The following is a 26,406-nucleotide window of genomic DNA, read 5'->3' as shown; positions in this document are numbered from 1 at the left end:
GTTCCCCGCGCCCCTGAAGGGGCGGTGAGCCTGACGCCCCTGAAAGGGGCGCGGGGAACTGCGCGAGCAACCCCACGCACCCGCACCCGGCAACGGCGGCGCCGCCCCCGGAACGCTCAGCGCAACCCGCGTGACATGGTCACCGTGAACTGCGCCCCGTCCGGATCCCGCAGGATCGCCTCGGTGTCGTCCTCGCTCAGCACGCTGCCGCCGTGCTTCTCGGCGGCCCGCGCGCACTCGGCGACATCGGCGACCGCGAAGTGGATCTGCCAGTGCGGCCGTACCGACGGATCCGGCGCCGCCTCCACCGCGCCCGAGTCGATGCGGGCCACGGCATCGCCCCGGCTGCGCAGCACGACCTCGCCGCCGACGTACTCGACCTCGCAGCAGCCGGGCCGGTCGGAGGCCCATCCGAGGACCTCGCCGTAGAACATCGCGGAGTCGAAGGCGTTGCGGGTGTGCAGGCGGATGAAGGTCGGAGCGGCCTGCCGCCAGGTCTCCCAGTTGGAGATCAGCTCCCCCTCCCAGATGCCGAAGACGGCGCCGTCCCGGTCGGCGATCAGTGCTGCCCGGCCGGGCGGGAAGGACAGCGGCCCCACCGCGGGGGTGCCGCCGCGCTCACGGGCCCGGGACACCGCCTCGTCCGCGTCCGGTACGGCGAAGTACGGCGTCCAGGCCACCGCCATTTGCCACATCGAGGCGACCGCGGCGATGCCCGCCACCGGCACGCCGTCGGCCAGCGCGATCCGGAAGTGGTCGCCCAGCCGGACACTGCGCCAGCGCCAGCCGAGCACGGCGCTGTAGAAGTCCTCGGTCGTCTGCAGGTCGCGGCTGGTCAGGCTCACCCAGCACGGGGCGCCGAAGACCGAGTGCGTGGAGAGCACCGAGCGCTTCTTCTGCGCGGGTCCGGGGGGAGGCGTGTCGTCGTTCATGGCACTCGCGTCCTGGTGTCGGGGCCGGGGAAACCGGTCTGCCACCAGTCTCCAACCGGAAGCGGTGGGAATGCCTGCCGAGTACCCCGGCGGCGCCGAGCCATACGAGTGACACGACGGACGAATGGGCGAGAGGGAACCGGACCGGATCCTCCACCTGCAGAAAGAGGTCGACCAGCTCAGGGACCCCGGCGCACAGTCCGCCGGGTGAGCCTCAGCCGCCCTCGGCCAGCAGTTCCTCGCGCAGCCGCTCGAAACAGGCACTGAGCAGGCGGGACACGTGCATCTGCGAGATGCCCAGCTGTTCGGCGATCCGGCTCTGCGTCATCCCTCGGAAGAACCGCAGATAGAGGATGAGCCGGTCGCGCTCGGGCAGCCCCTGCAGGCAGGGTTCCGCGGCCGTGCGGTCGACGATCAGGTCGTAGGCGGGGTCCGGGCCGCCCAGGGTGTCGCCGAGGACGTAGCCGTCGCCACCGGGCACCTGGGCGTCCAGCGACAGTGCCGAGTAGCACTCCAGGGCCTCCATCCCGGCCCGCACCTCGCTCTCGGTCAGCTGGGCCCGTGCGGCGATCTCGGCGACCGTGGGGGCGCTCCCCGCCGTCGTCTGGCCCAGTTCCTTGAGGGCGAGACGGACCCGGTTGCGCAGCTCCTGGACCCGGCGCGGCACGTGCAGGGTCCACATGTGGTCGCGGAAGTGGCGTTTGATCTCGCCGGTGATGGTCGGCACGGCGTAGGCCTCGAAGGCCCGGCCGCGTGCCGGGTCGTAGTGGTCGACGGCCTTCACCAGCCCCAGCGCGGCGACCTGGTAGAGGTCCTCCAGGGTCTCCCCGCGGCCGCGGAAGCGCACGGCGATCCGCTCGGCCATGGGCAGCCACATCTCGACCAACTGGTCGCGCAGTGCCCGGCGCGCGGGGCCTTCGGGGAGCTCGGCCAGCCGCACGAAGTCCCGGGCCGTGTCAGGGGCGTCGTCGTGCGGATGGGACTTCGGTGTGCAGGTGGCACGCATCGCGCGCACCTCCCTAGGCAAGGTGCTGCTGGAAGGACACCGTGGGAGAAACGCGCTCGGACCCTCGGGAGAACACGGGGGCGGCTGGTCGACGCCGGCTCCCACGCACGTGCCTCCGGTCCGAAGCACTGACCGTCGTATTCCCCGAATGGCTTATAACCAAACAAAAGGTGCATAAAGCGCCGGGTGGTCTGGTGATATCTCTGTAGCAGAGGTAATCTTTCGGATGTGACATCGCAGACCTTTGCGGAGGAACTCGCCGACGCGTTGGTCGGCATCCAGCGGCTGATCCGCCGCCGGCTGCGCCGCGGGCTGGTCCTGCCGCGGCTGCGCGGCGCCGAGGTGGAACTGCTGCGGCTGGTCGAGTCCCGGCCGGGGATCGGCATCTCGGACGCGGCCAAGGAGCTGTACCTGGCGAGCAACTCGGTGTCGACCCTGGTCAACCAGCTCGTCAGGGACGGCTACCTGCGCCGGGAGACGGACCCGGCGGATCGGCGGGCCGCCCGGCTGCTGCTCACCGACGACGCCGAGAAGCGGCTCGCGGACTGGCACCGCCGCCGCGCGGAACTCGTCACCGACCAGCTCGCCCGGCTGGCCGAGGCGGACCGGGAGGCGCTGAGGGCGGCGCTCCCCGCGCTGCGCAGGCTGGCCGACACCCTGCACGAGGAGGCCGAGGAATCATGACGCCGGACACCGCGCCGGACACCGCGCAGGACCCCGTCGCCGTCGCCTGCACGGGGCTGTCCTACTCCTTCGGAGACACCAGGGCCGTCGACGGACTCGACCTGGCCGTCGCCGAGGGCGAGGCCTTCGGCCTGCTGGGCCCCAACGGCGCGGGCAAGACCACCGCCATCCGCTGCATCACCACCCTGCTGCCCGTCCCCGCCGGGATGGTCCGCGTCTTCGGCCACGACACCGGCAAGGACCGGATGGCCGTGCGCCGGCTGCTCGGCTACGTCCCGCAGCAGCTGTCCGCCGACAGCGGGCTCACCGGACGCGAGAACGTCGAGCTGTTCGCCCGCGTCTTCGACGTCCCCCGGCGCGAACGGGCCGCGCGGGTCGCCGAGGCGCTGGCGGCGGTCGACCTCACCGACGCCGCCGACCGGCTCGCCGGCACCTACTCCGGTGGCATGGTCCGCCGCCTCGAACTGGCCCAGGCGCTGGTCAGCGCGCCCCGGCTGCTGATCCTCGACGAGCCGACCATCGGCCTCGACCCGATCGCCCGCACCTCCGTGTGGGACCAGATCAACTCCGTGCGGGCGGCCACCGGCATGACCGTCCTGGTCACCACCCACTACATGGACGAGGCCGACCAGCACTGCGACCGGGTCGGCCTGATGCACCGCGGCCGGATCCGCGCCCTCGGCACCCCTGCCGAACTCAGGCGCGCCCTGGCCGAACGCCAGGGCACCGACACCCTGCCCACCCTCGAAGACGTCTTCCGTGACGTGGCCGGCAGCGGCCTCGACGACCGGTCAGGAGGTTTCCGCGATGTCCGAAGCACCCGCCGCACCGCCAACCGTGTCGGCTGAGCCCACGGGCACGTCCCTGCTGCTGACCCCGCCCAAGCCGCGCTCCGGCTGGCGGCTGCTGCCCGCCAGAGTGGTCGCCATGTGCGCGGTGGAGCTGCAGAAGCTCCGCCACGACCGTACCGAGCTCTACACCCGCGCCGTCCAGCCCGCCCTGTGGCTGCTGATCTTCGGCCAGACCTTCACCCGGATCCGGGCGATACCCACCGGCGGCATCCCCTACATCGACTATCTGGCGCCCGGCATCATCGCCCAGTCCGCGATGTTCATCGCCATCTTCTACGGCATCCAGATCATCTGGGAGCGCGACGCCGGCATCCTCAACAAGCTCCTCGTCACCCCCACCCCCCGCTCGGCCCTCATCACCGGCAAGGCCTTCGCGGCCGGCGTCAAGTCCCTGATCCAGGCCGTCGTGGTGATCGTCATCGCCGCGATCCTCGGGGTGTCGCTCACCTGGAACCCGCTGAGACTCCTCGGCGTCGCGCTGGCCGTCGTCCTGGCCTCGGCCTTCTTCTCCTGCCTGTCGATGAGCATCGCCGGCATCGTCCTCAGCCGGGACCGGCTGATGGGCATCGGGCAGGCGATCACCATGCCGCTGTTCTTCGGCTCCAACGCCCTCTACCCCGTGGCGATCATGCCGGGCTGGCTCCAGGTGGTCAGCAGGATCAACCCGCTGAGCTACCAGGTCGACGCCCTGCGCGGCCTGCTGCTCGGCACGCCCGCCCACCTCGGCCTCGACTTCGGCGTGCTGGCGGTCGCCGCCGCCCTCGGCATCACCGCGGCCTCCTCGCTGCTCGGCCGCCTGGCCCGCTGACGCCGCCGCCGGCGGGACGCGTGCCGACGTGATGTGCGGCACGCGACCGCGACCCGCCCCGGACCCCCGGGGCGGGATAACCGCTGCGCAACGCTTGATCAGTGATCAAAGCGGGCGAACCCCCTGGCCACAGTGCATTCCGCTCATTTGACAGTGCGCTGAGGGCACAGATAAACAGCGTGGGTCGAGAGGGGCACTGTGTACGAGCCGAACGTGGTCGGGGACTGGCACGAGTACGAGGAGCATGCCGGTCTGCGGGTCCGCGTCCACCGCCTGGAGGAGTCCGAGCCGCCGCGCGGCCGGGACGACGCCGCGGCCGGGCTGACGTACTTCAGCGTCCGGGTGACCATCGAGAACCGCGGCAGCCGCCACGTCGGTGTGCAGCTGGAGGACGGCCAGATCGACGTCCGGGTCGGCCCCGACGGGGAGGGCGCCTTCATCGACTGGCGCAACTCCCAGTTCATCGAGGGCTTCGACGTCTACCCGCTGCGCCGCGCCACCGCCGTCCTCTTCGCCGCCGGTCCCGAGGCTGCCCTCGCCCAGGTGGACATCCAGGTCCAGCTACGGGTCGACGAGGAATGGACGGAGCGCCGGCTGTGGGCGGGCGGCATCGGCGTACTGGAGTCGACCGCCGCCGCCCCCTGCCAGGCCGCCGGCCCCGGCAGTCTGTCCCACCAGGTGACCGCCTTCCTCAAGGACCAGACGGAACCGGGCCCCACCACTCCCTGAGCGACAGCGCCCCTCAAGGGGCGCGGGGAACCGCGCGAGCGGCCACGACGGCGCCGCGGCCGACAGCCGACAGGTCCCGGTCCTGCCGGCGCAGCGCCTAGTGCGGGATGCCGTCGATGATCTCGCGGGCGCCCTGCCGCAGCAGGGCCACGGCGACCGACGTGCCGAGCGTGGCCGGGTCCAGGCGGCCCGCCCACTCGTGGGCGTTCAGCCGGGTCTTGCCGTCCGGGGTGAACACGCAGGCGCGCAGCGACAGTTCACCGCCGCCGTCGACCCGGGCGTAGCCCGCGATCGGGCTGTTGCAGTGCCCCTGCAGCACGTGCAGGAACATCCGCTCGGCGGTGGCCTCCCGGTGGGTCGCCGGGTCACCGAGCCCGCTGACCACGTCGATCAGCTCGGTGTCGCCCTCCCGGCACTGCAGGGCGAGGATGCCCGCGCCGATCGGCGGCATCATCGTCTCCGGGTCCAGCACCTCGGTGATCACGTCCGTACGACCGATGCGCTCCAGGCCGGACAGCGCGAGCAGCAGCGCGTCCGCCTCACCGGCGGCGAGCTTCTCCAGCCGCCGGTTGGCGTTGCCCCGGAAGGGCACGCACTCCAGATGCGGATGCGTGGCCGACAGCTGGGCGATCCGGCGTACCGCGGAGGTGCCGATCCGGGTGCCCGGCGGCAGCTCGTCCAGGGTCAGCCCGCCCGGATGGACGAGGGCGTCGCGGATGTCGTCCCGCTTCAGGAACGCCGCGAACACCGTCCCGGCGGGCAGCGGCCGGTCGGCGGGCACGTCCTTCACACAGTGCACGGCGAGATCGGCCGCACCGGCCAGCAGCGCGGCGTCCACCTCCTTGGTGAACGCGCCCTTGCCCTCGACCTCGGAGAGATCGCCGAGCCACTTGTCGCCGGTGGTCTTCACGGGGACGACCTCGGTGCGCACCTGCGGATGCAGCGCGGCCAGCTCGGCCCGGACCCGGGCCACCTGGGCGAGTGCCATCGGTGAGTCGCGGGAGACGATGCGGATCAACTCGGGGACCGACATGGGGACACGATAGACCTTCCGTCCGCCCGAGGATTCCGACATCCTGTCGGCCGCCGCCCACGGCAACGGCGGTGCCGGCCCTCCCGGCCGCAGGAAATCCAGACCGGCATCCCGCGCTCCCCATGGCCGGGGCCTGCAGTGCGCGCGCCGGACGAGACCGACACGGCAAGGCCGACGAAGCGCCAACTGACGCCGAAGCGGAAACAGGAGCCTGACCCGACGCTGACGCCGCACCGCAAGCCGAAGCCTGAACGGAAGCCGAACTTGACGCCGGGGCGGAAGCCGCGGCCGGATCGGATGCCGGACTTGGCGCCGGGGCGGAAGCCGCGGCCGGATCGGATGCCGGACTTGGCGCCGGGGCGGAAGCCGCGGCGAGAGCGGATGCCGGACTTGGCGCCGGGGCGGAAGCCGCGGCGAGAGCGGATGCCGGACTTGGCGCCGGGGCGGAAGCCGCGGCGAGAGCGGATGCCGGACTTGGCGTCGGGGCGGAAGGTGGAGCCGGAGCGGACGCCTGAGTCGATGCCGCCGCCGGAGTCGGCGGTGACGCCGGTGGCGTGTGTCAGGGGTGTTCCGGGGGCAGGTCGGCGGCGGAGTCCTCCGGTGTGAGGTCCGGGCGGAGCCGCAGCCAGGACGGCTGGCGCAGGAGGCCGGCCCGGGTCCGGGTGCTGTAGCTGACCTCGCCGACCAGCCGGGGCAGCACCCAGCGGGCGTTCCGGACGGCCGGTGCCGGGTCGAAGGGGCACGAGCCGGTCGCGGCGGCCGCCAGCAGCGCGGCCAGTTCGGTCCGCTCCGCCGCGCTCCAGCCGGTGCCCACCCCGCCGACGTACCGCAGTCGCCCCTCCGCGGACCGCTGCCCGACCAGCACCGCGCCCGGCAGCCCGGACAGCCGTCCCCGGCCCGGCAGCCAGCCGCCGACGATCACGTCCTCGGCCCGCATGTTCCGGATCTTGATCCAGGCGCGGGACCGCACCCCCGGCTCGTACACCGAGTCCAGGCGTTTGCAGACCAGGCCCTCCAGGCCGTGCTCCCGGGTCGCCCGCAGCGCCTCGGCGCCGTGCCCGACGACGGCCCGCGGCGTCGACCAGTAGGGGCCGTTCAGGGACAGGGACTCCAGGCGGCCTCGGCGGTCCGCGTACGCCGTGGTCAGCAGCGGGTCGCCCAGGAGCAGCACGTCGAACAGCACCAGGTGGACCGGCACCCGCGCCGCCATCCGGGCGGCGCGGGCCGGGGCGTGGGCAAGGCCCATCCGGCTCTGCAGCAACTGGAAGTCGGCGCGGCCGTGTTCGTCGACGGCCAGCACCTCGCCGTCCAGGATCGCCGGGGTCCGGCCCAGTGCCCGCGCCAGCGGGCGGAGTTCCGGGTAGGCGGCGGTGATCTCCTCGCCGGAGCGGGCGCGCAGCAGCACGCTGCCGTCGCCCGGCAGGTAGACGACCACCCGCTGGCCGTCCTGCTTGGTCTCGTAGGCCCAGCGGGCGTCCTGTGCGGCGGGCGGCAGCCGGCCGGGGGTGGCGAGCATGGGCGGGATCAGCGGCAGGGCGGTCACCCAGGAGATGTGGACCGGTGGCGGCCGCCGCACGCGCCCCGCGGCACGGGTTCGCCCGAACAGGCCTCAGGCGTCCGGCACCCGCGGCGGGGGCTGCGCCAGCCCCGACTGGTAGGCCGTCACCACGAGTTGGGCCCGGTTCGCGGGTGTCCAGCTTGGTCATCGCCCGGTGGACGTGGGTGCGCACGGTCAGCGGGGAGGCGAACAGTTCTTCTGCGACCTCCTCGTCGGAGCGGCCCTGGGCCGCCGGCGCCATGACCTCGCGCTCCCGCGCGGTGAGCACCCGCGGCCGCTCGGGAGCGGCGAGCCGGGCGCCCGGGGCGGGGGTGGCCAGGAATTCCTACTGCTCGCCGGCCGGCTCCGCGTCCAGCCCGGTGCAGGCCAGCTGTCCCCCGACCTCCGCGCACGCCTCCACGCCCCGGGGTGCCGGCACCGCGAGCATCGGGCTGGTGTAACCGACGGAGTCCTCGGCGGGGTAGCTCGCCGAGAGCACGTCCTGCCCGGCCCGGACGGAGACCTCCCGGGCGTGCGGCGCGTGCAGCCGCACCTCGGACCAGACGGTGCCGCAGGCGGGGGACCAGCGCAGCCGTACGTCGTAGGCGACGCCCGTGACCCGGCTCTTGGTCCGCGCGTCCCGGTCGCACGCCGACGCGTCCGGCAACTCGCCCTGGCAGGACCGGCCATGACAGCGCGGCGCCGCCGAGACCGGCTGCGCGCCCGGGGCGCCGCGCCGGTCGGAGACGGTCATGGCCGCCGCCGTCACCCCGGCCACGGCGAGCAGCGCGAGCGCGGTCAGCGGCAGCCGCCACCGCTGCCTGGCCGGCGGGCCCTCCTGGAGCGGTTCGGCGGCAGGCGGCCGCTGCGCGGCCTCGCACAGCGCCAGCACGGCCGCCGGATCGGCGCCCGCGAGCCGGGCCAGGGCCTCCACCGCCGCACGCGGCGGGCGCTTGTCGCCGGAGAGGTACCGGTGCCAGGCGGACTTGCTGTACGGGGTGCGGGCGGCCAGCGCCGCGAGGCTCAGGCCCGTACGCTCCTTCAGTTCGCGCAGCCTCGCCGCCGGCGACTCGTCCGGTGGGGTGGTCCTCGCTCCTTCGGAGTGCGGCATGTCGCGTGCCTCGACTTCAATACGCTATGGGCGTTTCGCCCCTGTTGTCGGGATGGCTTCCCATCCGGACCGGTCCCGCAATCGGCGAACTGGTGTGAAGAGGGTGAATCGAGGGGGCATGTCGAAGGCCCGTTCGGGGGCGGGGTTCCCGAACAGGCCTCGACGGTCAGGGGGTACGGCGGTGCGGGCCCGTCAGCACCACCGGACGGCGTGGCCGACCCGGACGTAGCGGGCGGAGACGTACCCCTGGTGGTGCGGGAGCCGGTACCAGGTGTGGTTGCCGCGCACCGAGCCGCCGTACGTCCTGCAGGCCAGAGGGACGAGGCGGTTGCTGTGGCGGTGGCTCACCACGCGGTAGCGGGTGCTCGGGCCCGAGCGGACGTTGAGCCGGACACGGTGCGTGGTCACCCGGCCCACCGCGCGGTAGGTGTAGTGCCTGTGCTGGGGGCGGTGCGCCGCCGGCGCGGGCAGGACGGTGTAGTTGTAGTACTGCACGATTCCCTGGGGCGCGGGGACCGGGGTGGCCGCGCTCGCGGTGGCGGCCCCCAGCGTGGGCAGGAACGCGAACACCGCGACCGTGGCCAGCAGGCCGTTCTTCAGGATCCGACGGGACATGGAAACCTCCGTGCTGTCGTGCTCGTGACCACGAAGCGTGATCACGAGTCGGAGCGTTTCCGTGCCGCACCCGGGCCATGTCGTTCCCGCGTGCCCTGGGACGGCTGGGACGTCCCAGGGCGCTCCGCCTTCAGCCCGTCCGGTCCTGCGCCGGCAGGTGCTCGGCCGTCCTTCCCCATGGCGGTGAAGGATCGCGTGACGTACCCCGGCGACCGCACCCGCGGGATCCGTGGCGGGGTGTGGCCGGCGTTGCGGAACGGGCGGGGGACGGGAGCGGGACGCAGGTGGCGTCGAACCGCTCGCGACGGGGCGCCCCGCCGTCCACCGCGTGGGCGCGACCGGCCCCGCGCCGGCGGCCGGTCGCCGCAGGCAGCGCACGCCCAGCTCTCAGGCGCCGCGCCCGTGCGCCTCGCGTACACGGCGCGCGATGAGCGCGTAGACCTCCCGCGCCCGCGCGTCGTCCGTGCCGTCGTATCCGTGGTCCGCCCCCGGCACCTGGTGGTGCTCCACCAGGGCCCCCGCATCCCCGAGCCGCGCGGCATACCGCTCGCCCTCCGCCCTGAGCAGGTCGTACTCGGCCGTGATCACCAGTGCCGGGGCGATCCCGGTCAGGTCGGCCGTGTCGGACGGATGGGCGGGGGACACCAGCGGATCGGTGCGGTTCTTCGGCTCCGGGACGTACGCGGTGTCGAACACCTCGGCCATCCAGGGCCGCAGCACCGGCCGGGCGACGGCGGCCCGCTTGTCCGTGGCGCTCGTCGCCAGGTCCAGCGGGGGATAGTGGAGGACCTGGAGGGCGATCGAGGGGCCGCCCTGCGTCAGTGCCTGCCGGGCCACCGCCGCCGCGAGCCCGCCGCCGGCGCTCTGCCCGCCGACGGTCAGCCGGGTGGCGTCCCAGCCCTGTTCGGCCGCATGGCCGACGACCCAGCGGACCACCTCGTAGGCCTGGTGCGGCGCGGCCGGGAAGGGATGCTGCGGGGCCACCACGTAGTCGACGTTGACCACGGCCACCCCGGCCTCGGCGGCCAGGAAACGGCAGAGCGGGTCGTCGAGTTCGGTGAGCGACATGACGTAACCGCCGCCGTGGAAGTTGACGTGCACCGGGGGAGCGGGGGCCGTGGCGGGCGGCAGGTAGACGGTGGCGCGGGCCGGGGCGACGGACGTCGGGACGGTCAGCGTCCGCACGGTGCGCGGGAACTCGGGGAAGCGGGCGTGCGCGGCGGCGTCGGAGCCGGGGCCGCTCGCACGTCTGCTCGCGAGCAGGGTCAGCCGCTGCATGGACTTCGCGGCGAGGGCGGCGACCGAAGGGCGGGCCAGAAGGGACATACGGCTCCGATCAGGAGGGGCGCGCGCGGTGCGGCGGCATCCGCCGGGGCGACGGGCCGATCAACAGGAATCCTGCTGATCGCCGGGTGACGATAACCCGCTCTCCGTTCGTGGTGTCAAGACCCGCGGCGGTCGGCGCGGGTGCCGGCCCGGCCCGTCCTGGCCGCGCGGAGGGCAGCTGCGGGGGGCCCGTGTCCGGGCGGTGTCACGGGCGGTTCCGTGTCCTTGAGCGCGGCCACGCACGCGGCGAACCGGGCTCCCTCGGTCATGTGCTCGCCGAGGCCGCGTCGGACACGTCGCCGCCAGGCGGCTGCGGAAGCAGGGGATGCGGGTCGCGGACCCCGTGGGGGAGGGGGTCGTACCGCCCGGTAGTATCCGGCGAAGGTCGTCAGAGGAGGCTGCGTGGGCCGGTCCGAACGTTCACCCCTGCTGCTCGCGGGACTGCTGGCCGCGGCCGGCGTGGCGCACTTCGCGGCGCCGAAGTCGTTCGACGCGACGATCCCCCGGGCCCTCCCGGGATCACCGAGAGCGTGGACGTACGGCAGCGGGGCCGTGGAGCTGGCCCTGGCGGCGGGCATCGCCCTGCCGCGCACCCGCGCGGCGACGGCCCGCGCGGCCGCCGCCTTCTTCGTGGGCGTGTTTCCGGCCAACGTGCAGATGGCCGTCGACTGGCAGAAGCGGCCCGAGCCGCTCAGAACCGCGGCCCTCGCCCGGCTGCCGCTCCAGATCCCCCTGGTGCTGTGGGCCCGCGGTGTCGCACGTGACGAGGAAGGCCGATAGATGGCGACGACGGTAGAGGTCGGCGGCAAGGTCCAGGACTTCGCGCTCCCGGACGAGACCGGTACCACGCGGACCCTCACGGAGCTGCTGGCCGACGGTCCGGTGGTGCTGTTCTTCTACCCGGCCGCCCTGTCGCCCGGCTGCACCGCCGAGGCCTGCCACTTCCGGGACCTGGCGGCCGAATTCGCGGTCGCCGGCGCCCGCCCCGTCGGCATCAGCGGGGACAGCGTGGAACGCCAGCAGGAGTTCTCCGGGAAGCACACGCTCGGCATGCCGCTCCTCTCCGACGCGGACGGCGCCGTGCGCGAGCTGTTCGGCGTCAAGCGGGGCTTCTCGCTCGCCCCGACCAAGCGGGCCACCTTCGTGATCGCCCAGGACCGCACCGTCCTGGAGGTCGTCCGCAGCGAACTGCGCATGAACACCCACGCCGACCGGGCGCTGGCCGCCCTCCGCGCCCACCAGGGCTGAGCGGGCGGACCGCCCGGTCAGCGCTTGATGCACCGGGGCACAGGTCCCATCCTGGGGCGTATGGAGCGTGTCGCCGCCACGGTGATCATCGACGCCCTGGGCCGCGTGACGGGCTGGAGCGAGGGCGCGCGGGCGCTCACCGGACACCGGGCGCAGGAGGTCGTCGGCAGGCCCGCCGCCGACCTCCTCGCCGAGGCGGTCCCCGCCCGGGTGCTGGCCGCCCACGCCGGAGCCGTCACGGTGCGCCGTGCCGACGGGAGCCGCACGCGGATCACCCTGACCGCCTGCCCGGTCCTCGGCCCCGACGGCGAGACCACCGGCCACGTGCTCACCGCCGACCCGCCCCGGCCGGCCGACCCCACCCTGGCAGGCCAGGCCTTCCAGCAGGCCTCCATGTCGATGTCGGTCTTCGACGTCCAGCAGCGCTACCTCCGCTCCAACGCCGCCGCCTGCCAGGTCATGGGCGTCCCCGAGGAGGCCCTGATCGGCCGCTTCTTCCTGGACACCGTCGAGGAGGCCCCGCACAGCGAGGGCTTCCTGAGCCACCTGCGGCAGGTCGTCGAGACCGGCCGGCCCACCCGCTACGAGAGCTTCACCGGCGCCCCGGCCCTGAACCGGGAGCACGCCTGGAGCATCGAGATGTGGCCCCTGCGGGATGCCGACGGCGAGTTGACCGCCGTCGCCCTGGCCGCCTTCGACAGCACCGACCAGTACCTGGCCCGGCTCCGCCTCACCCTCCTCAACGAGGCGGCCACCGCCATCGGCACCACCCTCGACGTGGTGCGCACCGCCGACGAACTCGTCGAACTCCTCGTCCCCCGCTACGCCGACTTCGCCAGCGTCGACCTCCTCGACTGGGTCCTCGGCGACGAGGAGCCCCTCACCGTGCCGGAGGGCGACATCTCGCTGCGCCGGGTCGCCCACGGCTCCGCGACCGACGGCACCCCCGAGGCCGCCGTACGCCTGGGCGAGGCCGAGGTGCACCTGGCGATGTCCCCGCCGGCGCGGGCGCTGCGGGAGCGGCGGGCGGTGGTCGCCCAGGCCGGCGAGCCCGAGTTCCACCGCTGGGTCGACGAGCGCAACGCCCGCGCGCCCGAGGGCCGGGCCCACCGCACGGGCGTCCACTCCATGATCGCGGTCCCGCTGCAGGCCCGGGGCGTCCTGCTGGGCGTCGTCGTGGGCGTGCGCATCCGCCATCCCGACGAGTACACCACCGACGACATCGTCTTCGCCGAGGAACTCGCCAGCCGCGCCGCAGTCTGCATCGACAACGCCCGCCGGTTCGCGCGCGAGCGCTCCACCGCCCTCGCCCTCCAGCACAGCCTGCTGCCCAGCGGCCTGCCCGGCCAGTCCGCCGTCGAAGTGGCGCACCGCTACCTGCCCAGCGGATCACTGGCGGGCATCGGCGGCGACTGGTTCGACGTCATCCCGCTCTCCGGCAGCCGGGTCGGCCTGGTGGTCGGCGACGTCGTCGGCCACGGCATCCGCTCCTCCGCCACCATGGGACGCCTGCGCACCGCCGTACGCACCCTCGCGGACGTGGACCTGCCCCCCGACGAGCTCCTCACGCACCTCGACGACCTGGTCACCCACCTCGCCGCGGACGGTTCCGGCGAGGAGGTCGCCGAGCTGGGCGCCACCTGCCTCTACGCCGTCTACGACCCGGTCTCCCGGCGGCTCAGCCTGGCCGCCGCCGGGCACCTGGCGCCCGCGGTGGTGCTGCCGGGCGGCCGGGCCGAGCTGATCCCGATGACCGCCGGTCCGCCGCTCGGTGTCGGCGGCCTGCCCTTCGAGGCGGCGGAACTCGAACTGCCCGAGGGAGCCGTCGTCGCCTTCTACACGGACGGCCTGATCGAGGACCGCGAGCGGGACGTGGACCGCGCCACCGAGGAGCTGTGCGGTGCGCTGAGCGTGCCCGCCGCCTCCCTGGAGACCCTCAGCGACAACGTGCTCAAGACCGTCATGCCGCAACAGCCCTCCGACGACGTCGCCCTGCTGCTGGTGCGCACCCGCGCCCTCGGCGCCGACCGGGTCGCCACCTGGGACGTGCCGCCCGACCCGGCCGCGGTGGCGCGCCTGCGGCAGGCGGCCACCGAACAGCTCGCCGCCTGGGGCCTGGACGAGGCCGCCTTCGTCACCGAACTCGTCGTCAGCGAACTCGTCACCAACGCCATCCGCTACGGCGAACCGCCCGTCCGGCTACGGCTGATCCGCGACCGCGCGCTCATCTGCGAGGTCTCCGACGGCAGTTCCACCTCACCGCACCTCCGCCGGGCGCACGCCTACGACGAGGGCGGCCGGGGCCTGCTCCTCGTCGCCCAGCTCACCCAGCGCTGGGGCAGCAGACAGACGGGCAGCGGCAAGACCATCTGGGCCGAACAACCGCTGCCCGACGGCGCGTTGCCGGTCGCCGACGAGTGACCCGGCGGACCGGGACCGGTCTACTCGAAGTCGCAGCCCGGGTTCGGCACCGACTCGGCGTACGGGGAGCCGTGCGGCAGGACGTACAGCACGTCCAGGACCAGGTCGGTGTCGCCCAGGTTGGCGCCCAGATGCACATCGTCCGGACCGCCCGACTCGTACACCGTGCCGCCCCGGTGGTAGAGGCCGTCCTCCTTGCAGTCGGAGTGGAAGTGGGTCAACGTGCCCTGCTGGACGTATCCGTAGACCGGGCCGTCGTGGTAATGCCAGCCGGTGGTCTGGCCGGGCGGGACGGTGATCTCCCGCAGGACGTAGTCGGTGTCGCCGATGGTGGTCTGGCTGATCACCCTGCCGGTCACGCCGGGTCCCGCAGGGGTGGCATAGGCGGTGCCGCAGGTCAGCAGAGTGCCAGCGGCCACCGCCCCGGCCATGACGGTACGGAGCGCGGTGCGCATGAGTGGGGGCCTCCTGAACCGAAGATCGAGTACCTTCGCGAACATAGGCCCCCGCGGGGCGGCCCGTGGCAGGAACGGCTCAATCCGCCTGACCGCGGGCCGGGTTGCCCGGCGGGTCGCCGAAGCGGGGCACCGCCCTCACTCCTCGGCCGCGTCCGCCGCGACCTGGGCGAGGGTCCGGCCGGAGCGCACCGAACGGGCCCGCCGGGGGTCGGGCGTGCCACGCCCGTCCAAGCGCCCGGTGCCCTTCTTCACCAGCAGCCAGGCGTCGTCCCCGGCACTGCCCCGGAACCGGGTCAGGGCGTACTCGCCGTGCAGTTTGCAGCCGTGCAGCCGGAAGGTGGCGTGCCCGCGCTCCAGCGACTCCCCGAAAGCGACCGGGCGCCCCCGGCGGTCGTGGCTGAGCGGCTCGTACCAGCCGCGGTCCCACACGATCACGGTGCCGCCGCCGTACTCGCCCTTCGGGATCACCCCCTCGAAGTCCTCGTACGCCAGCGGGTGGTCCTCGGTCGGCACGGCCAGGCGCTTGTCCCCGGGGTCGGCGGACGGCCCCTTCGGGACCGACCAGGACTTCAGGACGTCGTCCACCTGCAGCCGGAAGTCGAAGTGCATCCGGCGCGCGTCATGGATCTGCACCACGAAGCGGAGCCGGTCACCGGCCGCCCCCGCCCGCCCCGAGGGCTCCCGGGTCCGCCCGAAGTCACGCTTGTCACGGTACGTGCGCAACCGGTCGTCGCTGCTCACCACGGATCCTTCCCTCGGTCGTGCGCCCCGAGTACCCGGCGGAGCCCCTCCCGATCGGCCGTGCCTCTCGGTTGCGAGGCGTGAGGGGCGGGGTAGCCTTGACATGATCAGTTCTACCGGGCTCCGGAGGTGGACGATGTTGATCCGATTCCTGCGACGGCGTATGCCGCACGGCCTCGTCCTGCTGGGCGACGGCCGTCTGATCCGGGGTTTCAGCGGCGGCGACTACGACGGTCACGGCTACCAGTCCTGACGCGCCCGCACCTGTGACACGGGAGGAGGCGCGGTGGAAGAGGACACCGATGCCCTCGTGGCCATGACGCGCATCCTTTCCCCGCACTGCCGCGTCACCAGGCTGTCCGGCGGGGCCCTCATCGCCGACTGGAGACGGACGCGCTTTCTCGGCATGACCACGGCCGACGTGCGGACGCTCGCCGACGGCGACAGCGAGAAACGCGCGGAACTCGTCTCCGGTCTCGTCCGCGCCGGCTGCGCGCCCGCGCGCCGAAAGGTCTACGGCGACCGCGAGATCGGGATCTGGCTGCGCGGCGTCCACCTGCTGATCCGCACGCTGGGCTTCGGACGGGTCCTGCGGCTGCTGCCGTTGGCCGCCCCCGGCTACGCTCGCGCGGACGCCCCTGCCCCCCAGGACGTGGCCGCGCTGAAACGAGCGATCCAGTCGCACAGCAGCCGAAGCTGGTTCACCGACGACGACTGCAAGGCGGCGGCCGTGACGGCCTTCGTCCTGCTGCGACGGCGCGGCTTCGAGGCCGCACTGCAGGTCGGCGTGCGGGAGCACCCGTTCGCCCTGCACGCCTGGACGTCGGCGGCCGGGCTGTGCGTTCCCGCCGCCGACCCACGAGGCCACGTCTTCACGCCGGTTCTCTCGATCGGCTGCGGAAACCACTGAGATGGAAGCGCTCCGGCTCGCATGGTCCGGGGACGCGGCGCGGCTCTGGACCGCCGAGTCCATGGTGCGCCAGGGACTCGTGACCACGGTGTCCGCGCCGGGCGGCACCGCGGCGGTCGTCGGCTGGGCCGGGTCCGTCCGGGACCGGCGGGCGGGCGCTCGCGCCCTCCTCGACGCCTTCGGCCGTCCCGGAGCCGAACCGCCGCTGCCGCCGGGCGACTTCGCGGCGGTGCTGGTGTACCGGGACCGCGTGCTGCTGATGCGGGACGAACAGGCGCGCGTCCCCCTGTTCTTCAGGGAGTCCGGCGGCCGCGTGACCGCCGTGAGCACCTCGGCGCGGGCGCTGGGCGGTACGGCCGAGCTGGAACGCCGGTACTTCTGCCGGTACCTGACCGGGAACATGGCCCAACCGCACGTCCGGCTGACCCCGTTCGCCGGGGTGCACCGGGTCCTCGGCGGCGAGGTGGTGGAACTCTCCGTGACCGGGCGGCTGAGCGGTCGGCCGGTGGTCCGGGGCCGTCGGACCGACGACCCGGCGGCACCGCCCGGCGCCCTCCGTCCCGGCGAGGACGGGCAGGATCTGCGTCGAGCCCTGGAGCGGGCCGTCGGTCGCCGCCTCGGCGGGACGACCGCCTGCCATGTCTCCGGCGGCACCGACTCCACCAGCGTCGCGCTGCTCGCGGCCCGCCTGCTCGACGACGGCGAGGGCCCCGACGCGGACCTGGTCCTGCTCGCCGGACGTTTCGACGAGGGGGAACTGGCCGGGGAGCGGCCGTACCTCACGGAGGCCGTGGACGCGGTCCGCCGGCTCGCGCCGACCGCCCGCCCGGTGGTCGTCGAGGCCGACGACGTGTCCGACTTCGATGACTTCGAGCACCACGCGGGCGACTCGGACGAACCCCACGCACATGCCTTCCGCGCCCCGTTCTGGACCCGGCTGCACACCGCCGCGGCGGACCTGGGCTGCGACATCCTCCTCACCGGCTGCGGAGCCGATCCGGTCGTCGACACCAACCCGCTGCACCTGCACCGGCTCGCCCGCTCCGGCAGGCTCCGCGAGCTGTCCAGGCAGGCACGAGCCCTGGCCGCGGCCGGCGAACGGGGTGTCCGTGAGATCGTCGGCGCGCATGTGCTGCGGCCGACGTTTCCGCTCGCGACCGAGCGGTTCACGAGGCTCGCTCACCACGGAGCCGTACTCGGCGGGCTCGGCCCCTTCACCCGGCCGCCCTGGCTGCGACCCGGATTCGCGCGGGCCCACGGTTACCGGGCGGCCGGCCTCGCCGAGAGCCGCTTCGTGTTCGGGCACCGGCCGGAGCAGTCGCTCTATGACGCGGCCAACTACCTCGCCGCACCCGACCCCTTGTCCTGGCGCTGCGCACCGCGGAACGGGTTCTTCCTCTCGCACCCCTTCCTCGACCCGGAGGTGGTGGCGACGATGCGGCGCGTGTCCGCGGCGGCCGCGTTCCCGGCCGGCCCCCCGAAGAGGGTGCTGCGCGAGGCCATGGCCGACCTGCTCCCGCCCCGGATACACGGCCGAACGGCCAAGATCCCCTTCAACGAGCTCTACGTCCGCGGCCTGCGGGCCCACGGCGACGAACTGGTCGACCTCTGCCGCTCCGCACGGCATCCGCTGGTCGGTGAGATGTTCGACGTGGACACGCTGTGCCGCGCGGTGCGGGAGGCGCAGTGGGGCATCGGCGACTCGTACGCCTGGGACCGCGTGAACAGCTCGCTGGCGCTGGTGGCCTGGCTGGAGCGGCTGCCGGAACGGCCCGCCGCGGAACCCGGGGCGGACGTGCCGGTCACCGCCGGTTCTTGACGTCCCACAGGGTGCGTTCCACGGGTCCTGTTTCGACCACGCGGATGCCGTAGCGGCTCGTTGTCACCTGATCGGGCTCGTCCTTGCCGTGTTCCTTGGAGACGGTCTCCGAGATGCTCACGCCGTGGGCGCCGAAATTCCAGTAGACGGTGAGCTGCCGGGTGTCCCTCGTTTCCGCGTCGATCGCGTTGTTCTCACGAAGGGGGCACCCATAGATGAGGGAATCAGAACCCTCTTTCTTCAGCCAGTCGGGCACACGTCCACCCGCCCAGCTCATGAACGCCGGTTTGGGGGTGAGGTGGTCGAGGGCCACGCGGTCCTTGCGCGTGAGGTGGGCGCTGGCGTAGAAGGCCACCTGGTCGTACGCCGTGTCCTTGGGCAGTTGCACGACGACTCGGGCGTTGACCGTGTCGTTCGCGTCGATCGAGGCTCCGTAGCGCATCCACGGCTGGGCGTCGACCAGTTCACCGGGCTCGTAGATCTCTGTGCGTGACAGGGGATTCGTCTCCTCGAACTTTCTCCACTGCTTGGCAGTGGCTCGCCATTGTTCGCGGAGCCGGTCCGGCTGGGCCAGCGGCACCTTCTGCGCCATGGCGTGGAATTCGGTGCCGAGTACGTCGAAACTCAGATCACTGTGGTTTTCCAGGGTGATGTCGACCGGTACGGAAAACGCCTTTCGGTCGGGACTCGGCACCGGATTCCCCGTCGTCAGCCTGATGACGGGCCTGATCTCGTGCTGGGAGGGCAGGTAGAGATTCTGGTAGCCGAAGTTTCCCGCGGCGATGGCGGTGGTGACGATCAGTGCCGTGGCCACCCGCTTCGGCGCGGGAATCGCGGCCAGGGTCCGCCACACGGTGTAGACGGCCCACGCCGAACCCCCCGCGAGGGCACCGAAGAACGCCTTCCAGAGGACCGAGTCGGCGTTGTACAGCAGTTCGAGGAACAGCGTCAGATTGGCCACGAGGGCGGCGAACGCACCGACCAGGGCCACCGTGCCGGAGTTGGCGAAGGTCCGGAACAGCCAGTGGTCCACGAGCGCGACGGCGCCCAGGAACGACACGAAGGCGACCACGACGAGTACCGCACCGGTCAGGCGACCGGGGAAGGTGAAGGCGCTGGTCAGGTCCCCGACACCGAAATAGCCCAGCACCGCCGTCGTCAGCAGGAGGACCAGCAGGACGGACACCAGGGGCACGCGTGACCCTCCGTTGTGCGCCAGGGCCCGTTGCGCCCGCTCACGCGAGGCGTCCCGCGCGTTCTTGCGGAGGTTCACACGGCCCCCTGCCGGCCTGTGCCAACGGCTTTCACGGAAGCCTCCTTCGCGGACCACGGCAGGACGGCGGGCCTGTCGTCAGGGAGTTCGTGATCATCGTCCGGGACCTCGCGTCCGGTCGCCAGCCGAGTGCCTCCGGATGCCGCAACGCCCGGTGCATCACCGCACCGCCCGCCGGGGTACCTCTCCACTGGCCGGTACCGACGATCAGCGGAGCGCACATGACGACGGACAGCAGGACGGGAGCGCGGGCGGTCGAGGTACGGCCCGTCGCCGGGTACACCGGTGCGGAGATCACCGGCGTCGACCTCGGCGGGGCGCTCGACGACGCCGTGGTCGCCCTGATCCGGGAGGCCGTGCTGCGCTGGAAGGTCGTCTTCTTCCGCGACCAGCGGCTCGACCACGCCGGGCACGTCGCCTTCGCCCGCCGCTTCGGCGAACCGGTCGTGCTCGGCCGGCGCGGCGGTGCCTCGCCGGCGGATGTCCCCGAGGTGGAGACCACCGCCGACCGGCTGGAGCTGGGCGGCCGCTTCGGGATGGAGCACGAGGAGTGGCTCCGGCGGCGCCGGCACACCCTGCTGCGCGGCTGGCACTGCGACCACGGCGCCAGGATCGACCCGCCCGCCGCGACCATCCTGCGGGCCGAGACCGTCCCGCCCCACGGCGGCGACACCACCTGGTCGAACCTGGCCGCCGCCTATGCGGGGCTCTCCGCGCCCGTGCGCGCCTTCGTCGACGGCCTGCGCGCCGAGCACCGCCTCGGCGTCGGCTACCAGCCCCGCCCCGGTGACGACGCGTATCTGCGTCACCTCCTGGACCACCAGGTGGCCTCGGTGCACCCGCTGGTGCGCGTGCACCCGGAGAGCGGCGAGCGGGTGCTGTACGTCAACGGCTACTACGTCGAGCAGATCGCGGGCGTCTCCCGCCCGGAGAGCGCCGCGCTCCTGGAGATGCTGCTCGAACAGGCGGTGCGGCCCGAGTACACGGTCCGCTTCCGCTGGGAACCCGGCAGCGTCGCCTTCTGGGACAACAGGGCCACCATCCACCTCGCCCCGAGCGACAACGCCCACCTCGGCTTCCCCCGCGTCATGCACCGGGTGATGCTGCACGGCGAGGTGCCGGTCGGGGTGGACGGCAAGCCGTCGGAGCCGGTGACCGGCACGGAGGTACGCCGCTGGTGACTCAGGCGCCGGCCGCGGGCCGCCAGCCGAGCGCCGGGCCCAGGTGGGTCGCCATGTCGGTGAGGATCTGGACGTAGTCCTCGTGCTCGAACGTGAACGGCAGCGCGAACGCCACCTCGTCCACCTCGCGGAACCCGGCGTGCGCGTGCAACCGCTCGACGATCTCCGCCGAGGTGCCGACGATGTCCGGCGCGAACAGCAGCCGGGCCGGGCCCTGCGGGGCCGCGGTGCGGGGCAGCCGCTTGGCCGCGTACGCCTCGTACTTGGCGCGCTGCTCGGGCGTGGCGGAATCGGTGGGGATGACGACCAGGCCCTGGGAGACCCGGGCCGCGTCGCCGTCCGGGTGGTGGGCGCGGAACTCGCGGATGTGCGAGAGCTGGATCTCCGCGAAGTCGTGCCCGTCCGCCGCGTCGGCGGCCCGTACGACGCTGCTGGTCAGGAAGTTCATGCCGTGCTCGCCCGCCCAGCGCGCCGAGCCCAGGCTGCCGCCGCCGTACCAGAGGCGCCGGCCCAGCCCGGGGGAGTGCGGCTGGACGACGTCGGAGAACACCTCGAAGCCCTCCACCCCGCTGAAGTCGGTGGCCGGCTTGCCCCGGACGAAGTCCAGCAGCCGCCGCACCCGCTCGTAGCTGAAGTCCTCGACGTCGGCCGTGTCCGGGTAGAGGGCCTCCTTGACCTGCTCGTAGTGCATGGGCGGGCCCACGCTCACCCCGGGGTTGAGGCGGCCGCCGGACAGCAGGTCGACGGTCGCCAGGTCCTCGGCGAGCCGCAGCGGGTTCTCCCAGCCGAGCGGGATCACCGCGGTGCCGAGCTCGATCCGGCTGGTGCGCTGTGAAGCCGCGGCCAGGACGGCGACCGGCGACGAGATGCCGTACTGGAGGTGCCGGTGGCGCACCCACGCGCTGTCGAAGCCCAGGCGCTCGCCCAGCTCGATGATCTCCAGCGTGGACTCGTGCCCCCGGCCCGGATCCGCGGCGTCGAACAGGCCGATGGTGAGGAAGCCCAGTCTGCGCAACGGGCGGGGGGTGGACGGCACGGATCCTCCAGCGGTCGTACGTCAGTTCTGCCCCGATTGTGTCACCCGAACATTGCGGGAGTGTGATCCGCTGCGGGTCAGGTCAGCGGGATGGTGATCTCGTCCTCGACCGGTGGGTCCAGTTCCTGCGGGCGCTTCCCGGTGGCGCCGAAACAGCGCAGCCGGACCGCCTCCGGGCTGACGTCCAGGCGCAGGAAGCACTTGAAGAAGGGCGGGCTGTAGGTGGCCGAGCCGGGGGAGAACAGCTGGGCGTAGATCTTCTTCACGGGCAGCCGGAAGCGCGGGCCGCGGTCCGGGCGGCTGCCGGCGCCCAGCAGCGTCGCGACCAGGCGGGCGCGTCGGGTGACCCGGGTGTCCGGGGCGGGGGTACGGCCCGGCCTGATGCCCAGGCGCTCGGAGATCACCGCCGTCGCCTCCGCCTCGGAGAGGGTGAACAGACGGGGGAGCCGCAGCCGGCGGCCGTAGAGCCGGCTGTAGAAGGCCAGGGAGTCGCCGCGCAGCGGGTAGCAGCGGAACTCGTCCTCGGTGACGTTCGCGACCGACACCGGCGGGATGGTGTGGGTGGCGTGCATGAACGCCCCGCCGCCACCCGCGACCACGTACTGGACGGTGCGGCCGCCCACGTCGACGGGGTAACGCTGGTAGTTGTGGATGTCGCCGCCGATGGCCGCCACGTAGTGGTGGGCCGGATCACGGACGATGTCGTCGACCGTGCCGCCGCCCTCGATCGGGCACGGGTGGTGCTCGCCGTCCACGTACAGCGGGGAGCCCGTGACGAGGATCTTGGGACGCGGCCCCTGGGACACCTCCCGCAGCCAGGCGCCCTGCCCGGCGTCGACGGTGCCGAGCAGACCGGTGTCGATGCCGACGATCCGGACCGGCCCGGCGTCGATGGCCCAGTAGGGCCCCGGCTGCACCGCCGTCTGCTCCGGCGCCGACCGCAGCTTCCGTCCCGCGGCCAGGAGCCGCTCGTCGGCAGGGCGCGGGCGGTGCCAGAGCAGGGCGCGCCACCAGGCGCGGGTGAGCGGGCGCCCCCGCGGCTCGGCCGTGAGCGGCGGGGCGTCGTCGCAGAAGACGCGCATGAAGGCGCCGAGGTCCTCGTACCAGTCGTGGTTGCCGGGAACCGCGTAGATCGGCGCCGGGTAGTCCTGGTACGGGCGAAAGAACTTGGTGCCGTAGTCGTCGGTGGCCCCGACCGGATAGATCACGTCGCTCGCGATCACCGCGAAGTCGGTGCCCTGACCGGCCTTCAGGAAGCCCGGCACGACGGCGTACTGCGAGGCGTCGCCCTCGCCGGTGTCGCCGATCACCATGAACGAGAAGGAGTCCGCCTCATGACGCCGGATCACCTTGTCGGCGGGGGCCCCGGCGGCCTCCCGCTGTGCCACCCAACGGCTGCGGGTACGGCCCGTTGGGTCGCCGAACCACGACGCCAGGACCCCGTTGCGGGCGGCCCACATGGTCTTCGGGTTGAACCAGAACAGCTTCTCGACGTGGTCCGGCATCAGCCGGCGATAGGCGCCGCGCTCGGCCTCGCCCCAGCCGGCGCCTTCCGCGGTTTCGCGTGAGGAGTGCGACACGTGCGAACCGTACAACGATCAACGGGGGGCTGGGAAAAGGGGGTTCGGCGGGGGCCGCGGACCTGGACGGCCCCCGGGTACCGCGCGCGGGCCTCAGGGGGCGACGATCTTGATCGCGCTCATCCAGCCGTGCCCCCCGGGCCGCGTCTGCAGGGCCATGTGCAGCAGCTGCATGCCCTCCAGTTCGCGGGCGTGGCGCAGTCCGCCGACGACCACCGGGTTGAGGCCGCCGGAGGAGACCAGTTCGGTGACCTGGTCGCGGGCCGCCGCGTTGTCGCCGGCGATGAACACGTCCAGTGGCAGCCCGCCCACCTCGCCCGCGACCAGCGCACCGGCGAACGTGGTGTTGAACGCCTTCACCACGTGCGTGCCCGGCGCGGCCGCCTCGGCGACCTGCTGGGCGCCGGAGCTGTCCGCGGGCACCGTGAGCGAGTCGAAGGTCGAGAAGTCCACCGGATTGGAGATGTCGACGACGGTCTTCCCGGCGAGCCGGTCCCCGTACTCGGTCACGACCTCCTTGGCCGCGTCGAACGGTACGGCCAGCACCACCACGTCCGCCGCCCCCACCGCGTCGGGCACGGCGGGCGCCACGTCCGCCCCCGGTGTCCGCCTGCCCAGCGCGTCGGCCAGGGTGGCGGCCTTGGCGGGATCCGTGCCGACCAGCCGGACGGTGTGGCCCCCCGCCAGGGCCCGGGTGGCGATACCGCCCGCCATGTTGCCTGTGCCGACGATGAAGACCCGCATGGGAGAGCCCCTTCCATGGGACGGGAGCCGCCGCCGGTCGGTCCGCGGACCCGGCACTGTCACACTCCGCCCGAACAGGATAGATCGGTCCGCCGGACACGGCTCGCTCTGGTGACCGAAGGTGACCGGCGGGCCGTGCATAGGGAAAACCCTCGAATGACCTCGCCGTGGCTGACATGCGCGGGTCAAGGCTGGAATCCTCGCTGCACGCACGCTTCCCCCAGGGCGTGTCCCCGGATCACGGACCGCGTACCCGGTCCCGGATCCCCGGTTCCCGCACAGCTCAGCTCGTCCCGGACAGCACACCCGTCTGCCCGGTCTGTCACCGGCCGCGACCCGGCGGCCGCAGCAGGAGGAGTACGAGTGAGACGTCTTCCCCACGGACGCGCCACGGTAGGCGCCGCCCTGGTCTCCACCGCGGCGTTCCTCGCCGTCGGCATCCAGTCGCTCCCGGCGACCGCCCAGCCTGCCGCCCCCCACCCCAGCCCCGTGCGCACCGGCGGCCTGGAGGCGAAGCTGACCCCCGCCCAGCACACCGCGCTGCTCAGGAGTGCCCAGCAGAAGACCGCGGCGACCGCCCGCACCCTCGGTCTCGGCGCCAAGGAGAAGCTGGTCGTCAAGGACGTCGTCAAGGACAACGACGGCACCGTGCACACCCGTTACGAGCGCACCTACGCCGGCCTGCCGGTCCTCGGCGGCGACCTGATCGTGCACACCCCGCCCGCCTCCCTCGCAGCCGGAACCGTGAGCACGACCTTCAACAACAAGCACACCCTCACGGTCCCCACCGTCAGCGCGGCCTACAGCAAGTCCGCCGCCCAGACCAAGGCGCTCAAGACCGCGAAGGCCCTTGACGCGCGGCAACCCGTCGCGGACAGCGCCCGCAAGGTGATCTGGGCCGGCAGCGGCACCCCGAAGCTCGCCTGGGAGACCGTGATCGGCGGCTTCCAGGACGACGGCACGCCCAGCAAGCTGCACGTCGTCACGGACGCCACCACCGGCAAGGAGCTCTACCGCTACCAGGCCGTCCAGACGGGCACCGGCAACACCCAGTACAGCGGCACGGTCACCCTGAACACCACGCTGTCGGGTTCGACGTACCAGCTGTACGACACCACGCGCGGCGGCCACAAGACGTACAACCTCAACAACGGCACGTCGGGCACCGGCACCCTGATGACCGACTCCGACGACGTCTGGGGCACCGGATCCGGCTCCAACACCCAGACCGCCGGCGCCGACGCGGCCTACGGCGCCCAGATGACCTGGGACTTCTACAAGAACACCTTCGGGCGCAGCGGCATCAAGAACGACGGTGTCGCGGCCTACTCCCGCGTCCACTACAGCAGCAACTACGTCAACGCCTTCTGGGACGACTCCTGTTTCTGCATGACCTACGGCGACGGCTCCGGCGGCACCCACGCCCTGACCTCCCTCGACGTGGCGGGCCACGAGATGAGCCACGGCGTCACCTCGAACACCGCCGGTCTCGACTACACCGGCGAGTCGGGCGGGCTGAACGAGGCGACCAGCGACATCTTCGGCACCGGCGTGGAGTTCTATGCCAACAACTCCTCCGACGTCGGTGACTACCTCATCGGCGAGAAGATCGACATCAACGGCGACGGCACGCCGCTGCGGTACATGGACAAGCCCAGCAAGGACGGCTCGTCGGCGGACAGCTGGTACTCCGGGGTCGGCAACCTCGACGTGCACTACTCCTCGGGCCCGGCGAACCACATGTTCTACCTGCTGTCCGAGGGCAGCGGCAGCAAGACCATCAACGGCGTCACCTACAACAGCCCCACCTCCGACGGCGTCGCCGTCGCCGGCATCGGCCGGGCCGCGGCCCTGCAGATCTGGTACAAGGCGCTGACGACGTACATGACGTCCAGCACCAACTACGCCGCCGCCCGCACCGCCGCCCTGAACGCGGCCGCCGCGCTGTACGGCACCAGCTCCACCCAGTACGCGGGCGTCGGCAACGCGTTCGCCGGCATCAACGTCGGCAGCCACATCACGGTGCCCACGTCGGGTGTCACGGTGACCAACCCGGGCAGCCAGTCCTCGACCGTGGGCACCGCGGTGAGCCTGCAGGTCTCGGCGAGCAGCACCAACAGCGGCTCGCTGACCTACGCGGCGACCGGACTGCCGACCGGCCTGTCGATCAACAGCTCGACCGGCGCCATCACGGGCACGCCCACGACGGCGGGAACCTACAGCACGACCGTCACGGTGACCGACTCCACCGGCGCCTCCGGCACCGCGTCCTTCACCTGGACGGTCAGCACCAGCGGCGGCGGCACCTGCAGTTCGTCCCAGCTGCTGGGCAACCCGGGCTTCGAGTCGGGCAACACCACCTG

Annotated in this window: 24 protein-coding genes and 1 pseudogene; 11 read left to right on the top strand and 14 right to left on the bottom strand. The window is 72.9% G+C overall.

The window, feature by feature from the left end; genetic code table 11:
- Positions 1–116 precede the first annotated feature (116 nt).
- Together AB0M11_RS37070 and AB0M11_RS37065 are read right to left on the bottom strand one after the other, a co-directional pair.
- Positions 117–932, bottom strand: a complete 816-nt coding sequence (locus tag AB0M11_RS37070; protein ID WP_365712583.1) for a VOC family protein — start codon at positions 930–932, stop codon at positions 117–119.
- 214 nt (positions 933–1,146) lie between these two features.
- Positions 1,147–1,938 carry an RNA polymerase sigma factor SigF gene (locus tag AB0M11_RS37065; protein WP_365712582.1) on the bottom strand — a complete coding sequence of 264 codons (792 nt, stop codon included), beginning with the start codon at positions 1,936–1,938 and terminating at the stop codon, positions 1,147–1,149.
- Positions 1,939–2,166: 228 nt separating this feature from the next.
- On the opposite strand from AB0M11_RS37065, the gene AB0M11_RS37060 reads away from it, so the two are divergent.
- From AB0M11_RS37060 to AB0M11_RS37045, 4 genes are all read left to right on the top strand, one after another.
- Positions 2,167–2,622 carry a MarR family transcriptional regulator gene (locus AB0M11_RS37060; RefSeq protein ID WP_365712581.1) on the top strand — a complete coding sequence of 152 codons (456 nt, stop codon included), beginning with the start codon at positions 2,167–2,169 and terminating at the stop codon, positions 2,620–2,622.
- Positions 2,619–3,470 (top strand): ATP-binding cassette domain-containing protein, encoded by an 852-nt coding sequence (locus tag AB0M11_RS37055; RefSeq protein WP_365712580.1) that lies wholly within the window; start codon positions 2,619–2,621, stop codon positions 3,468–3,470. The genes AB0M11_RS37060 and AB0M11_RS37055 overlap by 4 nt, the downstream gene beginning before the upstream one ends.
- A complete protein-coding gene (locus tag AB0M11_RS37050) occupies positions 3,430–4,281 on the top strand; it encodes an ABC transporter permease (protein ID WP_365712579.1) in 852 nt (283 codons plus the stop codon). Before AB0M11_RS37055 ends, AB0M11_RS37050 begins: the two co-directional genes overlap by 41 nt.
- 198 nt (positions 4,282–4,479) lie before the next feature.
- Positions 4,480–5,010, top strand: a complete 531-nt coding sequence (locus tag AB0M11_RS37045; RefSeq protein WP_365712578.1) for a hypothetical protein — start codon at positions 4,480–4,482, stop codon at positions 5,008–5,010.
- Positions 5,011–5,107: 97 nt separating this feature from the next.
- On the opposite strand, the gene hemC is transcribed toward AB0M11_RS37045, so the two are convergent.
- The 6 genes and pseudogenes from hemC to AB0M11_RS37015 all read right to left on the bottom strand — a co-directional run bounded on the left by hemC (position 5,108) and on the right by AB0M11_RS37015 (position 10,632).
- On the bottom strand, positions 5,108–6,043 hold the full coding sequence (hemC, locus tag AB0M11_RS37040; protein WP_365712576.1) for a hydroxymethylbilane synthase: 936 nt from the start codon (positions 6,041–6,043) through the stop codon (positions 5,108–5,110).
- 559 nt (positions 6,044–6,602) lie between these two features.
- Positions 6,603–7,559, bottom strand: a complete 957-nt coding sequence (locus tag AB0M11_RS37035) for an ATP-dependent DNA ligase (protein WP_365712585.1) — start codon at positions 7,557–7,559, stop codon at positions 6,603–6,605.
- A gap of 229 nt (positions 7,560–7,788) precedes the next feature.
- Positions 7,789–7,842 (bottom strand): annotated as a pseudogene (locus AB0M11_RS37030) (hypothetical protein); the annotation flags it as partial.
- A gap of 84 nt (positions 7,843–7,926) precedes the next feature.
- Complete coding sequence (locus AB0M11_RS37025) at positions 7,927–8,691, bottom strand: DUF2690 domain-containing protein (RefSeq protein ID WP_365712575.1); 765 nt, start codon at positions 8,689–8,691, stop codon at positions 7,927–7,929.
- Positions 8,692–8,883: 192 nt separating this feature from the next.
- Positions 8,884–9,306 (bottom strand): SH3 domain-containing protein, encoded by a 423-nt coding sequence (locus tag AB0M11_RS37020; protein WP_365712574.1) that lies wholly within the window; start codon positions 9,304–9,306, stop codon positions 8,884–8,886.
- Positions 9,307–9,693: 387 nt separating this feature from the next.
- Entirely contained in the window at positions 9,694–10,632 is a 939-nt protein-coding gene (locus AB0M11_RS37015; RefSeq protein WP_365712573.1) for an alpha/beta hydrolase fold domain-containing protein, read from the bottom strand.
- Positions 10,633–11,034: 402 nt separating this feature from the next.
- Between AB0M11_RS37015 and AB0M11_RS37010 the strand changes: the two genes are divergently transcribed.
- From AB0M11_RS37010 to AB0M11_RS37000, 3 genes are read left to right on the top strand one after another with little or no spacing between them, the layout of a single operon-like run.
- Positions 11,035–11,412: a DoxX family protein gene (locus AB0M11_RS37010; RefSeq protein ID WP_365712572.1), complete on the top strand. Its 378-nt coding sequence runs from the start codon at positions 11,035–11,037 to the stop codon at positions 11,410–11,412.
- Positions 11,413–11,880, top strand: a complete 468-nt coding sequence (locus AB0M11_RS37005) for a peroxiredoxin (protein ID WP_365712571.1) — start codon at positions 11,413–11,415, stop codon at positions 11,878–11,880.
- Between the two features lie 60 nt (positions 11,881–11,940).
- Positions 11,941–14,301 carry a SpoIIE family protein phosphatase gene (locus tag AB0M11_RS37000; RefSeq protein ID WP_365712570.1) on the top strand — a complete coding sequence of 787 codons (2,361 nt, stop codon included), beginning with the start codon at positions 11,941–11,943 and terminating at the stop codon, positions 14,299–14,301.
- Between the two features lie 20 nt (positions 14,302–14,321).
- On the opposite strand, the gene AB0M11_RS36995 is transcribed toward AB0M11_RS37000, so the two are convergent.
- Together AB0M11_RS36995 and AB0M11_RS36990 are read right to left on the bottom strand one after the other, a co-directional pair.
- Positions 14,322–14,756, bottom strand: a complete 435-nt coding sequence (locus AB0M11_RS36995; RefSeq protein ID WP_365712569.1) for a cupin domain-containing protein — start codon at positions 14,754–14,756, stop codon at positions 14,322–14,324.
- Positions 14,757–14,894: 138 nt separating this feature from the next.
- Positions 14,895–15,500, bottom strand: coding sequence for a DNA polymerase ligase N-terminal domain-containing protein (locus AB0M11_RS36990; protein WP_365712568.1), 606 nt, complete (start codon positions 15,498–15,500; stop codon positions 14,895–14,897).
- A 316-nt stretch (positions 15,501–15,816) separates the two neighbouring features.
- Here AB0M11_RS36990 and AB0M11_RS36985 point away from each other — a divergent pair, with 316 nt between their 5' ends.
- Positions 15,817–16,410 (top strand): lasso peptide biosynthesis B2 protein, encoded by a 594-nt coding sequence (locus tag AB0M11_RS36985; RefSeq protein WP_365712567.1) that lies wholly within the window; start codon positions 15,817–15,819, stop codon positions 16,408–16,410.
- A 1-nt stretch (position 16,411) separates the two neighbouring features.
- Positions 16,412–18,229 (top strand): asparagine synthase-related protein, encoded by a 1,818-nt coding sequence (locus AB0M11_RS36980; RefSeq protein WP_365712566.1) that lies wholly within the window; start codon positions 16,412–16,414, stop codon positions 18,227–18,229.
- On the opposite strand, the gene AB0M11_RS36975 is transcribed toward AB0M11_RS36980, so the two are convergent.
- Entirely contained in the window at positions 18,213–19,424 is a 1,212-nt protein-coding gene (locus AB0M11_RS36975; protein WP_365712565.1) for a hypothetical protein, read from the bottom strand. The genes AB0M11_RS36980 and AB0M11_RS36975 overlap by 17 nt on opposite strands.
- A gap of 299 nt (positions 19,425–19,723) precedes the next feature.
- Here AB0M11_RS36975 and AB0M11_RS36970 point away from each other — a divergent pair, with 299 nt between their 5' ends.
- Positions 19,724–20,683, top strand: a complete 960-nt coding sequence (locus AB0M11_RS36970; RefSeq protein WP_365712564.1) for a TauD/TfdA family dioxygenase — start codon at positions 19,724–19,726, stop codon at positions 20,681–20,683.
- Between the two features lies 1 nt (position 20,684).
- On the opposite strand, the gene AB0M11_RS36965 is transcribed toward AB0M11_RS36970, so the two are convergent.
- The 3 genes from AB0M11_RS36965 to AB0M11_RS36955 all read right to left on the bottom strand — a co-directional run bounded on the left by AB0M11_RS36965 (position 20,685) and on the right by AB0M11_RS36955 (position 24,043).
- The gene (locus AB0M11_RS36965; protein ID WP_365712563.1) at positions 20,685–21,719 is read right to left on the bottom strand and encodes an LLM class flavin-dependent oxidoreductase; all 1,035 of its coding nucleotides are present in this window, start codon (positions 21,717–21,719) and stop codon (positions 20,685–20,687) included.
- Between the two features lie 77 nt (positions 21,720–21,796).
- A complete protein-coding gene (locus AB0M11_RS36960; RefSeq protein WP_365712562.1) occupies positions 21,797–23,299 on the bottom strand; it encodes a metallophosphoesterase in 1,503 nt (500 codons plus the stop codon).
- A gap of 93 nt (positions 23,300–23,392) precedes the next feature.
- On the bottom strand, positions 23,393–24,043 hold the full coding sequence (locus tag AB0M11_RS36955; RefSeq protein WP_365712561.1) for an NADPH-dependent F420 reductase: 651 nt from the start codon (positions 24,041–24,043) through the stop codon (positions 23,393–23,395).
- 363 nt (positions 24,044–24,406) lie between these two features.
- Here AB0M11_RS36955 and AB0M11_RS36950 point away from each other — a divergent pair.
- The coding region (locus AB0M11_RS36950; RefSeq protein ID WP_365712560.1) for a M4 family metallopeptidase at positions 24,407–26,406 on the top strand (2,000 nt) is incomplete at its 3' end.

Source organism: Streptomyces sp. NPDC051987 (assembly GCF_040680735.1).
Lineage (GTDB): Bacteria > Actinomycetota > Actinomycetes > Streptomycetales > Streptomycetaceae > Streptomyces.
This window is presented reverse-complemented; position numbering and strand designations above follow the sequence as displayed.